Genomic DNA, 14,559 nt, shown 5'->3' with positions numbered 1-14,559 from the left:
TGTCCGACCGGTACGGTGCTGCCCGTGACCGCAGACGATCACCGGCCCGGCCCGGTCGCCGTGCTCGCCAACCCGACCGCCGGTCGCGGACGGCACCGCGCCCTGCTGCCCCGGCTGCTGGACGCCTTGGCCGCCGCCGGGCGGCCGGTCCGGCTGTTGCCGGCGTCCAGTCCCGCCGAGGCGGAGGCGGCGTGCCGGGCCGCCGTCGCCGACGCCGCCGGCGCGTTGGTGGCGGTCGGTGGGGACGGCACCGTGCACCGGGCGTTGCAGGCGGTCGCCGGCACCGACGTGCCGTTCGGCCCGATCCCGGCCGGCACGGGCAACGACTTCGCCCTGGACACCGGTTTCCCGGCCGACCCTCTGGAGGCGGCGGCGGTGATCGCCGAGGCGGTGCGCGACGGCCGCAGTCAACCGATCGACCTGGCCCGGATGGTCGGGGTCGACGGCGTCGAGCGCTGGTTCGGGGCGGTCCTCGCGGCCGGGTTCGACGCGATCGTCAACGAGCGGGCCAACCGGATGCGCTGGCCCCGCGGCCCGCGCCGGTACGACCTGGCGATCCTCGTCGAGCTGGCCCGGCTGCGCCCACGGCGTTACACGCTGCGCCTCGACGGGGTGCCGCACGACCTGGACGCGGTGCTCGTGGCGGTGGGCAACTGCCCCACGTACGGCGGTGGGATGCGGATCTGCCCCGACGCGGACCCGACCGACGGGCTGCTCGACGTGGTGGTGGCGGGTCGGGTCAACCGGCGGACCCTCATCCGGGTGAAGCCGCGCATCTACCAGGGCACCCACGTCAGCCACCCGCTGGTGCGCAGCTTCCGGGCCCGCACCGTGGAGTTGGCCGCCGAGGGCATCACCTCGTACGCCGACGGGGAACGCTCCCTGGAGCTGCCGGTGACGGTCAGCGCGGTTCCGGGCGCCCTGCGGCTGCTGCGTTGACCCGTACCGCGCCGATGCTCGCCGCGATGACCAGCACGATGGCGGCGCACTCCAGCAGGGTCAGCGCCTGCCGCAGCACCAGCCACCCGGCGAGCGTGGCGATGGCGGGGCCGAGGCTCATCAGTACCGCGAAGGTGGCGGTGGGCATCCGCCGTAGCGCCAGCAGCTCCAGGGTGTAGGGCAGCCCGGAGGCGAGCACCGCGAGGGCGGTGCCGAGCGCCAGCACCGGCGGGTCGAGCAGCACCGCACCGCCGTCGACGATGCCCAGCGGCAGGGTGACCAGCGCGGCGAGGGTCAGCGCCAGGGCCAGTCCGTCCGCGCCGGGAAAGCGGCCGCCGACCCGGGCGCTCAGCACGATGTACGCGGCCCACATGGCGCCCGCGCCGAACGCGAAGGCCACCCCGACCGGGTTCAGCCGGTCGAAGCCGCCCTGCCCGAGCAGCGCCACCCCGGCCAGTGCGAGCCCCGCCCAGCCCCAACTGGCCAGTCGGCGGGCGGAGAACACCGACAGCGCCAACGGGCCGAGCACCTCGAGCGTCACCGCCGGGCCCAGCGGGATGCGTTCGATGGCCTGGTAGAACAGCGAGTTCATGCCGGCCAGCGCCAGCCCGAACGCGCCGGCCGCGAGCCAGGCCGACCGGTCGTGCCCGCGTAGTCGGGGCCGGCACACGACGAGCAGCAGCACCGCCGAGATGGTCAGCCGCAGGGTCACCGCGCCGGCCACCCCGGTGCGCGGGAAGAGCAGCGCGGCCACGGCGGAGCCGAACTGCACCGACAGGGCCCCACCGAGCACCATTCCCACGGCGGCGACGCCACCGCGCCCGGCCGGTCGTGTCTCGCCCGACCGTGGCGTGGGCAGCAGGGTGTCGGTCACGGGCACGACGGTAGGCGCTCCGACGCTGCCATCCTGCGGCGGTGTCCACCCGTGTGACCAAGAACGGGCACGGGACGCGCCGGGGTCGCTCAGGCCGGCAGGGCGAGGTCGAGCACGGCGCCCAGCCCGTTCTCCCGGCCCGGCTCGGCCGCCGGGAGCACCAGCACCGAGCAGCCGGCCGCCACCGCGCCCGCGTCCGCCGGGGTGTCACCGACCATCAGCGTCTGCTCCGGGTCGACGCCCAGCATCCCGCAGGCCCGCCAGAAGATCGCCGGGTCGGGTTTGCAGCGCCCCACCTCGTACGAGAGCACGAACGCGCCGACCAGGTCGGTCAGCCCCCAGGCGTCGAAGTGTGGCCGCAGGTCGAAACCGATGTTGCTGACCACCGCCACCGGCACCCCGGCGTCGCGCAGCGCGGTCAGCGTGGGGGTGGTGTCGGCGTACGGTAGCCAGCCCTCGGCGGTCAGCAGCCGCTCGTAGAGCGCGTCGGCGAAGCCGTCGATGCCGGCGTCGACGGTCTCGGCCAGCCCGGTGTACGCGCCCCGGTGGGCGTGTTGGTAGAGGTCCCGGTCGGCCCACAGTTCGGCCAGTCGGGGTGGCACCCGCGCCGGCAGTGGCCCGCCGGCGCGGCCGGCGGTCAGCAGCCGGTCGGCCAGCGAGGTGGCGCGGACCCGGTCCAGGGTGACACCGCACGCCGCCGCGGCCTCCAGCACCCACTGCCGGGGGTCCTCCACCTGGGCCAGGGTGCCGTGGAAGTCGAAGAGCACCGCCTTGACAGGGCGTCGGGACGCCCGGCGGGCGGCGGGCGCCTCGGAGGTGCCCGGCGGACTGGTCTGGGGCGGTTCGGCATGGTCCGGCACGCCGTGCACCCTACCGACCGCCCCCGACCGCGCCTCCGGACGGCCTTGTGGGGTGGTGTGACTCGGCACGCACTAATCTTGGAGTCATGTCGAGCCCCGCCGAGCGGTACGCAGCGGCGCGCCGCAAGGCCGCACAAGCCGCACAGTTTCCGGCGCTGAACGAGTTCGCCCTCGAGTTGGGGTTCGACCTCGACGACTTCCAGCGGGAGGCGTGTCAGTCGCTGGAGCGGGGCAGCGGTGTGCTGGTCTGCGCCCCCACCGGTGCCGGTAAGACGGTGGTCGGGGAGTTCGCCGTCCACCTGGCGTTACGCGGGCGGCCCGACGACCCGGTGCCCGCGGCCGACGCGACGACCCCGCCGGCGCGGCGCAAGTGCTTCTACACCACGCCGATCAAGGCGTTGTCCAACCAGAAGTACCACGACCTGGTCGCCCGGTACGGCGCCGAGCAGGTCGGCCTGCTGACCGGCGACAACGCGATCAACGGCGACGCCCCGGTGGTGGTGATGACCACCGAGGTGCTGCGCAACATGCTCTACGCGGGCTCCAGCACCCTGCAGGGTCTCGCGTACGTGGTGATGGACGAGGTGCACTACCTGGCCGACCGGTTCCGCGGTGGGGTGTGGGAAGAGGTGATCATTCACCTGCCCGCCTCGGTCACCCTGATCTCGTTGTCGGCGACCGTCTCCAACGCCGAGGAGTTCGCCGACTGGCTGGTCACCGTGCGCGGCGAGACCGCCGTGGTGGTCAGTGAGCACCGGCCGGTGCCGTTGTGGCAGCACATGCTTGTCGGCAAGCGGATGTTCGACCTGTTCCACGACGCCGACGCCGCCCGCAAGCACGACGTGCACCCGGAGCTGCTGCGTTACACCCGGGAGACCGCGCGGCGGCTGGAGTTGGGCGAGGGGCGCAGCGCGGGGCCGGGTGCCGGCCGGCGTGGCCCGCGCTGGCGTGGCCCGTCGCGCCCGGACATCGTCGACCGACTGGACCGGGAGGGTCTGCTACCGGCGATCCTGTTCATCTTCAGCCGGGCCGGCTGCGCCGCCGCGGTGCAGCAGTGTCTCGCCGCCGGGCTGCGACTCACCTCGGCGGAGGAGCGGGCCGAGATCCGCCGGGTCGTCGAGTCCCGGGTCACCGCCATCCCCGGCGAGGACCTGTCGGTCCTGGGCTACTGGGAGTGGCTGGACGGCTTGGAACGGGGCCTGGCCGCCCACCACGCCGGCATGCTGCCGGTGTTCAAGGAGGTCGTCGAGGAGTTGTTCGTCCGGGGCCTGGTCAAGGCGGTGTTCGCCACCGAGACCCTGGCGTTGGGCATCAACATGCCGGCCCGCTGCGTGGTCCTGGAACGGCTGGTGAAGTACAACGGCGAGGCGCACGTCGACTTGACCCCGGGGGAGTACACGCAGCTCACCGGGCGCGCCGGCCGCCGTGGCATCGACGTGGAGGGGCACGCCGTCGTGGTGTGGTCTCCGGAGGTCGACCCACGGCAGGTGGCCGGGCTCGCGTCCACCCGCACCTACCCGCTGCGCTCCAGCTTCCGACCGTCGTACAACATGGCCGTGAACCTGGTCGGCACGGTCGGCGCGGAGCCGGCCCGGGCTCTGCTGGAGTCCTCGTTCGCCCAGTTCCAGGCGGACCGGTCGGTGGTCGGCCTGGCCCGGCAGGTGCAGCGCAACACCGAGACCATCGAGGCGTACGGCGCGGAGGCGGCCTGCCACCACGGCGACTTCGACGAGTACTTCGCGCTGCGGGTGGCGATCGCCGACCGGGAGAAGGCGATCGCCCGGCAGGGGCAGACCCAGCGCAAGGCCGCCGCGGTGGCCTCGTTGGAGCGGCTGCGGGTCGGCGATGTGATCCGGGTGCCGTCGGGCCGTCGGGCCGGGCTGGCTGTGGTGCTGGACCCGGCGACCGGCGGGTTCGGTGAGCCCCGGCCGCTGGTGCTCACGCAGGACCGCTGGGCCGGGCGGGTCAGCCCCGGCGACTTCACCACCCCGGCCGAGGTGCTGGCCCGCATCCGTGTGCCCAAGCACTTCAACCACCGGTCCCCGGGCGCCCGGCGGGATCTCGCCGCCGAGGTCAGCGGCACCGGCCTGGACCGGCACGGCGGCCGACGCGGGGGTCGTTCCCGGCAGGTGACCGGCGAGGACCACCGGATCACCCAGCTCCGCACCGAGCTGCGCAACCACCCCTGCCACGCCTGCCCGGAGCGGGAGGAGCACGCCCGCTGGGCGGAGCGGCGTCGGCGGCTGGAGCGCGACACCGAGGAGTTGCGCGAGCGCGTCAGTGGTCGTACGGGGTCCCTCGCTCGGACGTTCGACCGGATCGTGGCGTTGCTGACCGAGCGGGGTTACCTGGCCCGCGACGGCGCGGTGACCGACGCCGGTCGGATGCTGGGCCGGATCTGGACCGAGGCGGACCTGCTGGTCGCCGAGTGTCTGCGCCGGGGGGTGTGGAACGGGCTGTCCCCGGCCGAGCTGGCCTCCGCGGTGTCCGTGGTGGTGTTCGAGGCACGGCGTGACGTCGACGAGCGGGCGTCGCTGCCGCGCGGGCCGGTGGCCGACGCGGTGGACGAGACGCTGAAGCTGTGGGGGGAGATCGAGGCCGACGAGGCGGCGCGGGGGTTGACCGCGACCCGGGAGCCGGATCTTGGTTTCGCCTGGCCCGTCTACCGGTGGGCGCGCGGCGAGGCGCTGGCCAAGGTGCTCGGCAGCGGTCACGAGATCGATGGTGAGATGCCCGCCGGTGACTTCGTCCGGTGGGCCCGACAGGTCGTTGACCTGCTCGGTCAGATTGCCGACTCCGGTGGTGCCACAACGGAACTGCGGTCCACCGCGCGACAGGCTATAGCGGCCGTCAATCGGGGCGTTCTCGCGTACCACACGTCAGCCTGATCATTACGCTCGGTTCATCTTCGTCGGGGAATCGACGCAGCTGACGGTCACCGCAATGGCACCCCTCGGATAGCCCCCGGGGGCAGTGTTGCGCCTGATCACGGCACCCCTGATCATTGCCGAGGCGTCTTGTTGACGCGTCGGTAACGAATGGGGAGAAACCCGCCGTGGCGGAGATCAATCACTTTGAGTACGGGTGGATCACGCCCGCGCTGAGCTACGCGCTGTCCGTGCTCGGTTCGATCCTCGGTCTGGTCTGCGCCGGTCGCATCCGCACGGCCCGGACGAGCGGTCAGCGGGCGTGGTGGGGTCTGCTGTCGGCCTGGGCACTGGGCGGCACCGCCATCTGGGCGATGCACTTCATGGCCATGCTCGGCTTCGCCGTCGAGAACACCCGGATCCGTTACGACGTGCCGTTGACCGCGGCCAGCACGGCCATCGCCGTGGTGGCGGTCGGTATCGGCCTGGCCATCGTGGGCACCGGCCGGCTGAACCCGGTCCGACTGATCGCCGGCGGCGTCTTCACCGGTGTCGGGGTGGCCTCCATGCACTACACCGGCATGGCCGCCATGCGCCTCAACGGCAGCCTCGGTTACGACACCGACCGGGTCGTGCTCTCGGTGGTCATCGCCCTGGTGGCGTCCACGGTCGCCCTGTGGCTCGCGATGACCGTCCGGCGGGGGCTGGCGATCTTCGCTTCCGCGCTGGTCATGGGCATCGCCGTCAACGGGATGCACTTCACCGGCATGAGCGCCCTGTCGGTGCACCGCCACGACGGCGCCGGCGAGGTGACCGGCACCGGCGTGAGCACCCTGCTGGTACCCATCGTGCTGGCGGTGGTCTTCGGGGTGGTCGGTCTGCTCTACGCGCTGCTCGCCGCCCCGACCGACGACGACCGGGCCGCCACCGCGTACCTGGACGGGCGGCGGCTCTCGGAACCGGCGGCTCCGACGCCCACCGCTGCGCCCGACCCGGTCGGGTTGCGCGCCCGCTCCGCCCTCGGCCAGCCGGGTACGCCGTTCCCGTCCCGCCGGGACACGCCGCCGCGCTGACACCGTGCGGCGGGCGGGCCGCGTCCTGCTGCGCGAGCACGGTCTGCTCGGGCTGGCCGGCCGGGCGTTGCCGCCCGCCCCATCCGCGCCCGGACCGGGCGGTCAGGACGGTCGGCGGCCGGGCCGGCTGCGGTCGATGGTGAGGGTGACCAGCAGGCCGGGGTGGTCGGTCGCCCCGTGCATGGGCACCAGGGCGCGACAGCAGAGCGTGATGTCGGTCGTCGCCGTGATGTGTTGCAGTCGGCCGTCGTCGATCCGCTGGTGGCCCGGCGGTGTGCAGGCCCGCACGTCGGGGTCGTGGCCGGCGAGCAGGTTGAGGTCGCCGCCCAGCACGGTGGGCTCGTACCCGGCGTGGCGACTGATCCTCGGCAGGATGGTGTCGAGCAGGTGGTCGCACTGGGTCAGCGCGACGCGGTAGCCGGTGGCCGACAGGTGGGTGGTGCAGGCGAGCAGGGCGCCGTCGACGTCGACGCAGAGCCAGGCTCGTTCCTCGGGGTCCGCCAGGTCCTGCGTCGGGTGGGTCCCGGCGTACACGGTGCGCGGGCTGGTCGGCGCCGGCACGTGGGTCAGCAGCCCGATGCCGAACCGTTGACCGTTGCGGCAGCGGGTGTCGTCGCCGCTCGGGCGGTCGCCGGCGGCCTGGAACGCGCTCACGACGGTCCGGCCAGGGTGAACGGTTTCGAACACGTCGTGCAGGGCGGGGAGGTCGTCCGCGCAGATCTCGTTGAGGGTGACCAGGTCGGGTGCCTCGGCGGTGATCACCTCGGCGGCCCTGGTCATCGCCCGGCCGGTGTAGCAGCCGGCGCGGCCACTGTTGCAGAGGTTCAGCTGGAGCATCCGCACGACCGTGGCCTGCGGGGCGTCCGTGGCGTCGGTGGGGAAGGTCGGCGGTGCGGCCGGCAGTGCGGCGGCGACGAGTAGGCAGCCCACGGCCAGGGTTCGACGCAGGAACCGGTACGGACGGGCGGCCACACGGACTCCGGGGGGCGCGAGGCGACGGTCATCGCCGAGGTGCCAGTGATCCTACTGGCGGCCGATCGGCGTTCGAGATCCACAGCGGTGGGCCGAGGGGGTACGCGTGGCGCGTACCCCCTCGGGTCGCTCAGTGGGCGCGGACCGCGACGGCCGTGTACGGCGTGGTGGGGGTCGGCGGTGTGGTGAACCGGGCGTTGGGCAGGTAGAGCCGGCCCGACGCCTTGGCGACGGTGGTGGGCACGTCGAAGTTCGGGTCGGTGATGGTGCCGGTGAGCGCTCCGGCGGTGCCGGCGTTGTTCAGCCGGACCACCGCGATCTGGTTGAGACGGTTCTGCACGACGTAGAGGGTGCGGCCGAGCAGCAACAGTCCGTCGCCGTTGGCGAAGGTGTGGCCCGGCACGTCGACGACGGTGCTCGCGCCGGTCCGCGGGTCGACCCGGTACAGCGTGCCGGTGTTGGACTGGACGACGATCAGCGCCCGGCCGTCCGGTGTGGTGGCGATGCCGTTGAGGTTCACGCCGGTGCCGACCTGCTCGTACGCGCCGGTCAGCGTGATGGTGGTGAAGGCGTCGGTGGGCGGCAGCGCCCCACCGCGACCGAGCGGCAGCCGGTAGAGCACCGGCCGGTTCGAGTCGGTGAAGTACGCGGCGTCGCGGGTCAGGACGACGTCGTTGACGAACGTCGGGGCGGTGGCGAACTGGTAGCGGGCCAGCAGCTCGCCGGTGCGGGTGTCGAGCACGCGGGCGTCGCCGGCGGTTCCGCCGGAGACGAAGAGCCGGCCACGTGGGTCGACCTTGAGACCGAGCGACGGGGTGCCGGTGGCCGCGCCGATCGTCGTGCCCCGGCCGGTGACCAGGTCGACACGGTGGATCTCACCGGTGGCGCGGGAGCCGAAGTAGGCGTACCGGCCGGCGGTGGCGATGCCCTCGGGCTGGAAACCGTCGGGGAGGTCGAGGACGGCCGGCGGCCGCCCGGTGGGGTGCGCCTGCGCCGGCGCGACGGCGACGGTGGCCAGCATGACGGCGGTCAACGCGCCGACGAGCGTGGTGCGGAGGGGGCGGTTCACTGTGCTCCTTCCGGGCGGAAGCGGCACGAGCCGACACGTCCGCCACGTTCACTGGGGCCAGGACCCTCCCCACTGTACGACCGCTCGCGGGCGTCCGCCCGGCGTCACCGGCGCGGCCTTCGGGTGACCGCGCCGGTGAGCCCGTCGAGCGGGGCGGCTGTCAGGCGTTGCGGACCAGCCGCCACCTGTTGTCCGCGCTGCCGTTGTCCGAATCCTGCACGGCCTGCGCACCCATGGCGGTCGACCCGTTCAGGATCCCGAGCAGCTTGTTGCTGTTGACGTTGCGGATCTTGTAGGTCCCGTCGCCGTTGTCCACGAGGATCCACCGGTGGTCGGCGGTGCCGTTGTCCGCCCACTGCAGGACCCGGGCGTTGTCGGCGGTGGACATGTTCTCCACACCCAGCACCTTGCCGCTGTTGACGTTGCGGAACCGGACCGCGTTGCCGTCGGTCACGACCACCCAGTTGTGGTCGGCGGTGCCGCTGTCGCTCCACTGCACGGCCAGACCACCGTCTGCGGTGGACATGTTCTGGACACCGAGGACCAGCCCGGTGCCGACGTTCTGCAGGCGGTAGCTGCCGCTGCCGCCGCCGCTTCCGCTGGTGTTCCAGTAGACCGTGTAGTTGAAGCCGTGGGCGTCGTAGAAGGGGCCGAGGTTCACCGTGGACCCGTTGGCGCTGGCGGTGAACGCGAGCGAGCTGGTGCTGGTCCGGGTGATCGAGGAGACGGTGAGGGCGGGCAGGGTGCTCAGCGACGTGTTGCCGTAGTTGCCGGCCAGCACCGAGGGGCCGTACGTGATCGCGCCGACGTTGGCGTTGTCGTTGGCGGCCCGGACGGCGACCTGCATCGGCAGCCGCACGGTGATGGTGTCGCCGGCGGCCCAGGTGCGGGTGACCGTGGCGTAGCTGCCCGGTGTGGCGGCGACGTTCTCCACCGTGCCGTTGACGGCGATCGTCGCACCGCTGGTCCAGGACGGGATCCGCACCCGGATGCTCCACGAGCCGCTCATCGAGCCGCTCAGGGTCAGGGTGCTGGTGTCACTGACCGGGAAGCTGGTGGTCTGGGTGACCGTGATGCCGCGCTGCGTCCAGTTCAGCACGGATGGCGCGAACAGGTTCACGCTCAACGTGGTGCCGTTGTAGAAGTAGATGGAGTCCATCAACCTCGTGTTGATTTCCAGGCCGGTGCCCTGGCAGCACCAGAACGAGTTGTAGTCGGTGCTCCAGGTGCCGCCACCCCACGCCGGGCCCACGCCCCGACGACCACCCGGCCGCAGCGGGGTGAAGTAGGTGATGTGGCCGTGGCTGTCGGCCGGGTTCTGGCCGCCGATCAGGTGGTTGATCAGCGCGCGCTCGTAGAAGTCGAAGTAGTCCGCCCGGCTCGGGTCGAGCAGCCACAGCTCCCGGGTCAGTTTGAGCATGTTGTACGTGTTGCACTGCTCGCAGGTGTCGTTGCTGAGGTACCCGGCGATCGCGTTCGGCGCTCGGAAGTGCTCCGCCTGGCTGTTGCCGCCGATGGCGTACGTGTGCGCGCCGACGGTGATCCGCCACGCGTTGCTGGCGATGTCCCGGTAACGGGTGGTCCCGGTGGCCTTGTACTCGCGGGCAGCCCCGATCCACTTGGGCACCTGCGTGTTGGCGTGCAGCCCGTTGAGCTGGTCCTGGTTGGAGGCCAGGGGGTTGAACACGGAGTTGTGGTCGAACCGCTGTGCGGTGGCGAGCCACCGGCTGTCGCCGGTCTGCTGGTAGATGTCGGCGAGCACGTCGTTCATGCCCCCGAACTCGGTGCCGAGCATCGACTGCATCTGGCTGGAGCTCAGTCGGCTCGTCCGGGTGTCGACCCAGCCCGCCAGCGACAGCAGCACCGTACGGGCCTGCGTGTTGCCGATGTAGCGCCAGACGTCGAGCAGACCGGCGAGGGTCTTGTGGATGCAGTAGTAGGGCACGTTGCCGTTGGACAGCGTCCGTGCCTCGAGCGCGGTGAAGTCGGACTCCGGGAAACCGGAGAGGTAACCCGCGCCGAACCCGGCGGCGCCGTTGTTGGCCTGGCACTTGGCCAACTCGGCCACCATGTAGTTGGCCTTGTCCCGGCAGGTGGTGTCGCCGAGCACCGCGTACGCGTACGCCCACGCGCTCAGGAAGTGGCCCTGCATGTGGGTCCGGAACGGGAAGTTCGGCGCGTCCCAGCCGCCGTTGGTGGCGGCGCCGTTGGTGGACAACCGGTGGTTGGCGCGGAAGTTGTAGAGCATCCGGTCGACGTCGACGAACCGCAGGTAGTTCAGCGTCCGGGTCTGGTTGTCCATCCAGCGACCGGAGGTGAGTCGTACCTGACCGGGGTCGAATGCGTACGCCGAGACGCCGATGTCGGACCGGGCCGGGGGCACGACCGCCGCGGACGCGCTGGCGGGGGAGACGACGGCGCCGGTCGCGGAGACCACCACGGTGGCTCCGGCGGCCTGAAGCAGGTGGCGGCGGCTGAGGGGCGGGGGTGGCATGGGGAACCTCCAGGTGGCCGGGTACGTCGGGGCCGCCATCGATGGCGGTGGGGGCGTCGGCGGCGCAGGGCCGACGACGGGTGGGTGGTGGGTCGCGCTCGCGGTCGCCGTGGACGCCGGGTGCCCACCCCTGGCGCTTATCGCGGCACATCGATGTGATCGCTAACATAGTTCGTCGTTAACACGCCCGCAACCCCCGGGGCACCTCGCCGACCCGACCGGTGGCGACGTGACCGGGCCGGTGCCGCGTCCGGTGGCAGCTCTGGTCCGAAACGGACACCTGCTGGGCTCGTGATCGTTGGATCGTGACGGTGGGTGACCGATCCCGATGGTCGCCCTCCCGTTGACGCCCGACCGGTCGCTCAGTACGGTGCATCGTAAATCTTCGATGTCAACGTCGATACACCAATGCTGCGATGTGGTTACGACGGTCATCCCGCACCTCACAAAAATCCAGGTCAGATAGGGGAGGGGGCGTCCGCCAAGAGCTGTTAGCGCTAACACCACCACCGGTCACTGCTGGCATGCGAATGGCGAAGCCCGTTCGGGCGGCAGTCAGGACAGCGGTGGCTCGGCCAGTCAGACATCGCGCACCGCGCACTCTCTGTGGGAGTAATCGTGAAGGTGAAAGATCGAACGACAACCCGGGCCACCAGCCGGGCCAGGCGCGCCGTCGCCTGGCTGGCGAGTCTGGCCTGCGTCCTCGCACTGGTCCCGGGCACGGCCAAGGCCGACAACCCCATCGTCCAGAACATCTACACCGCGGACCCGGCACCATTGGTGCACAACGGCCGGGTCTACCTCTACACCGGACATGACGAGGACGGGTCCACCTACTTCACCATGCGTGAGTGGCGGGTGTACTCGTCCGCGGACATGGTGAACTGGACCGACCACGGCTCGCCGATGAGCCTGGCGACCTTCGCCTGGGCGGACGCCAACGCGTGGGCCGGCCAGGTCGTCGCGCGGAACGGGAAGTTCTACTGGTACGTGCCGGTGCGCCAGCGCTCCAACGGGCAGATGGTCATCGGCGTCGGGGTGGCCGACAGCCCCACCGGGCCGTTCCGCGACGCGCTCGGTCGACCACTTGTCGGCAACAACGAGATCGACCCGACCGTCTTCGTCGATGACGACGGACAGGCGTATCTGTACTGGGGAAACCCGGGCCTGTGGTACGTGAGGTTGAACCCGGACATGATCTCTTTCTCCGGCAGCGCGACGCGTATCCCACTCACGACGGCGGGGTTCGGTACCCGTACCGGAAACGCGAGTCGGCCGACGTTGTACGAGGAGGGGCCGTGGGTGTTCAAGCGCAACGGCCTGTATTACAACGTGTTCGCGGCGGAGTGCTGCTCGGAGTTCATCGCGTACTCCACGGCGACGGGACCGACGGGGCCGTGGACGTACCGCGGCACGATCATGCCGCGGCAGGGCGCCAGTTTCACCAATCACGCGGGTGTGATCGATTTCCAGGGTGGTTCGTATTTCTTCTATCACAACGGGGCGTTGCCCGGTGGTAGTGGTTACACCCGCTCGGTCGCGGTGGAGAAGTTCAACTACACCAGCGGTGGCCTGTTCCCGACGATCACGATGACGAACACGGGTGCCCCGCAGGTGGGCACGCTGAACCCGTACGTGCGGCAGGAGGCCGAGACGATCGCGTGGGGCTCGGGGATCGAGACCGAGGTGTCCGGCGAGGGCGGGATGAACGTCGGTTGGATCGAGAACGGCGACTACATCAAGGTCAAGGGCGTCGCGTTCGGCGCGGGTGCGACCTCGTTCAGCGCCCGGGTCGCGTCGGCCACCAGCGGCGGCCGGATCGAGGTACGCCTCGACAGCGCCAGCGGCCCGACCGTGGGCACCTGCACCGTGGGCGGCACCGGCGGTTGGCAGACCTGGACCACCACCACCTGCGCGGTGAGCGGAGCGACCGGCACCCATGATCTCTACCTGCGCTTCGCCGGCGGCAGCGGCAACCTGTTCAACATCAACTGGTGGCAGTTCAGCGGCACTGGCGGCGGCAGCGGCAACCTGATCACCAACGGCGACGTGGAGAACGGCACGACGGGCTGGGGTGTGCACGGCAGCGGCACGCTCGCCAGGAACACCACCGTCGCGCACGGCGGCAGCGGGTCGCTCTCGATCACCGGCCGGACCGGCGCGTGGAACGGCCCGAGCCAGGACGTGACCGCCAAGCTCACCAACGGCAAGAGCTACACCACAAACGTCTGGGTACGCGCACAGAGCGGCACCCCGTCGGCGAAGGCGACGCTGTCGCTGACCGCGAATGGCACGACGAACTACCTCCAGCTGACCCCGGCGGTGGGGGTGAACGTCAACGGTTGGACCCTGCTCACCGGCACGACGACCGTGTCGTGGAGCGGCACGCTGTCCGGTGCCGCCTTCTACGTGGAGACGGCCGAGGGCACCGACGGTCTCCTCGTCGACGACGTCTCGTTCCAGTGACGGGTGCTGCCGGAGCCGTGCTCGTACGGCTCCGGCAGCACGACGACGTGCCCACCACGGCGGCCGGAGCGACAGGTGCCCGGGCCGGATGGTTACGACTTGACGAACGGCATGTTATCGCTCACAGTCGATGGTTGAGGGCGGCCGCACCTGTGGTTCACCGGGCGAACCTGCTGTGGCCCCTCGGAGCGCGACGTCCGCCCAGGGCATGCCGGACGTCGGGCCAGGACTTCCCCCGCACTGCTGCCGCGACGGCGACCGGCGCTGCCGTTTCCCATGTCGCAGGAGCAGATTCGGGCGTGCGCCTCCATCGCTGCACCACCACAGAGAAGGAATCCGCATGAATCACAGAAGAGCCCTGCGAGCGGCGGTGACCATCGCAGTTACCGGCGTTCTCGCCGCCGGGATGACGATGGCGCTGACCTCCACGGCCAGCGCCGGCACGACCCTCCGGGCCTCGGCGGCCGAGAAGGGCCGCTACTTCGGCGCGGCTGTCGCGACGGGCAAGCTGTCCACCAGCGCGTACACGACGATTCTGAACCGTGAGTTCAACAGTGTCGTGGCCGAGAACGAGATGAAGTGGGACGCCACCGAGCCGCAGCAGGGTCGGTTCAGCTACACCGGTGGTGATCGTCTGGTCAGTCACGCGCAGGCCAACGGCATGAGCGTGCGCGGGCACGCGCTGCTGTGGTACCAGCAGCAGCCGGGCTGGGCGCAGGGCATGTCCGGCAGCGCGTTGCGTAACGCGGCGATCAACCACGTCACGCAGGTCGCGACGCACTTCCGGGGCAAGATCTATGCCTGGGACGTGGTGAACGAGGCGTTCGCGGACGGCAACTCCGGGGCCCGTCGTGACTCGAACCTGCAGCGCACCGGCAACGACTGGATCGAGGCGGCGTTCCGGGCGGCGCGGGCGGCGGACCCGGGTGCGAAGTTGTGTTACAA

At 71.3% G+C, this 14,559-nt stretch carries 10 protein-coding genes; 5 read left to right on the top strand and 5 right to left on the bottom strand.

Annotated elements, in window-relative coordinates:
• Window positions 1-15 precede the first annotated feature (15 nt).
• A complete protein-coding gene (locus tag ACIBD9_RS16630; protein WP_396718858.1) occupies window positions 16-939 on the top strand; it encodes a diacylglycerol kinase in 924 nt (307 codons plus the stop codon).
• Here ACIBD9_RS16630 and ACIBD9_RS16625 read toward each other — a convergent pair.
• Both ACIBD9_RS16625 and ACIBD9_RS16620 read right to left on the bottom strand, forming a co-directional pair.
• On the bottom strand, window positions 902-1,819 hold the full coding sequence (locus ACIBD9_RS16625; protein ID WP_396718473.1) for an EamA family transporter: 918 nt from the start codon (window positions 1,817-1,819) through the stop codon (window positions 902-904). The genes ACIBD9_RS16630 and ACIBD9_RS16625 overlap by 38 nt on opposite strands.
• Window positions 1,820-1,902: 83 nt before the next feature.
• Window positions 1,903-2,673: an HAD family hydrolase gene (locus ACIBD9_RS16620; protein ID WP_396718471.1), complete on the bottom strand. Its 771-nt coding sequence runs from the start codon at window positions 2,671-2,673 to the stop codon at window positions 1,903-1,905.
• A gap of 86 nt (window positions 2,674-2,759) precedes the next feature.
• On the opposite strand from ACIBD9_RS16620, the gene ACIBD9_RS16615 reads away from it, so the two are divergent.
• Both ACIBD9_RS16615 and ACIBD9_RS16610 read left to right on the top strand, forming a co-directional pair.
• The gene (locus ACIBD9_RS16615; protein WP_238659049.1) at window positions 2,760-5,561 is read left to right on the top strand and encodes an RNA helicase; all 2,802 of its coding nucleotides are present in this window, start codon (window positions 2,760-2,762) and stop codon (window positions 5,559-5,561) included.
• A gap of 167 nt (window positions 5,562-5,728) precedes the next feature.
• Window positions 5,729-6,613 carry an MHYT domain-containing protein gene (locus tag ACIBD9_RS16610; protein WP_396718469.1) on the top strand — a complete coding sequence of 295 codons (885 nt, stop codon included), beginning with the start codon at window positions 5,729-5,731 and terminating at the stop codon, window positions 6,611-6,613.
• A 102-nt stretch (window positions 6,614-6,715) separates the two neighbouring features.
• Here the strand turns inward: ACIBD9_RS16610 and ACIBD9_RS16605 are convergent, their stop codons facing one another.
• The 3 genes from ACIBD9_RS16605 to ACIBD9_RS16595 all read right to left on the bottom strand — a co-directional run bounded on the left by ACIBD9_RS16605 (window position 6,716) and on the right by ACIBD9_RS16595 (window position 11,148).
• Entirely contained in the window at window positions 6,716-7,585 is an 870-nt protein-coding gene (locus tag ACIBD9_RS16605) for an endonuclease/exonuclease/phosphatase family protein (RefSeq protein ID WP_396718466.1), read from the bottom strand.
• A gap of 130 nt (window positions 7,586-7,715) precedes the next feature.
• A complete protein-coding gene (locus tag ACIBD9_RS16600; protein ID WP_396718463.1) occupies window positions 7,716-8,654 on the bottom strand; it encodes an SMP-30/gluconolactonase/LRE family protein in 939 nt (312 codons plus the stop codon).
• A gap of 160 nt (window positions 8,655-8,814) precedes the next feature.
• On the bottom strand, window positions 8,815-11,148 hold the full coding sequence (locus ACIBD9_RS16595; RefSeq protein WP_396718461.1) for a beta-L-arabinofuranosidase domain-containing protein: 2,334 nt from the start codon (window positions 11,146-11,148) through the stop codon (window positions 8,815-8,817).
• Between the two features lie 681 nt (window positions 11,149-11,829).
• Here ACIBD9_RS16595 and ACIBD9_RS16590 point away from each other — a divergent pair.
• Window positions 11,830-13,614, top strand: coding sequence for a family 43 glycosylhydrolase (locus tag ACIBD9_RS16590; RefSeq protein WP_396718856.1), 1,785 nt, complete (start codon window positions 11,830-11,832; stop codon window positions 13,612-13,614).
• 340 nt (window positions 13,615-13,954) lie between these two features.
• A partial coding sequence (locus ACIBD9_RS16585; protein ID WP_396718458.1) for an endo-1,4-beta-xylanase occupies window positions 13,955-14,559 on the top strand: 605 nt, incomplete at its 3' end.

It is taken from the genome of Micromonospora sp. NPDC050784 (assembly GCF_044456765.1).
Classification (GTDB): Bacteria; Actinomycetota; Actinomycetes; order Mycobacteriales; family Micromonosporaceae; genus Micromonospora; species Micromonospora foliorum.
This window is presented reverse-complemented; position numbering and strand designations above follow the sequence as displayed.

Bases quoted from the DNA above. Each gene is read 5' to 3' on its own strand.
- ACIBD9_RS16595 (WP_396718461.1), bottom strand. From the start codon at position 11,148: ATGCCACCCCCGCCCCTCAGCCGCCGCCACCTGCTTCAGGCCGCCGGA.
- ACIBD9_RS16615 (WP_238659049.1), top strand. From the start codon at position 2,760: ATGTCGAGCCCCGCCGAGCGGTACGCAGCGGCGCGCCGCAAGGCCGCA.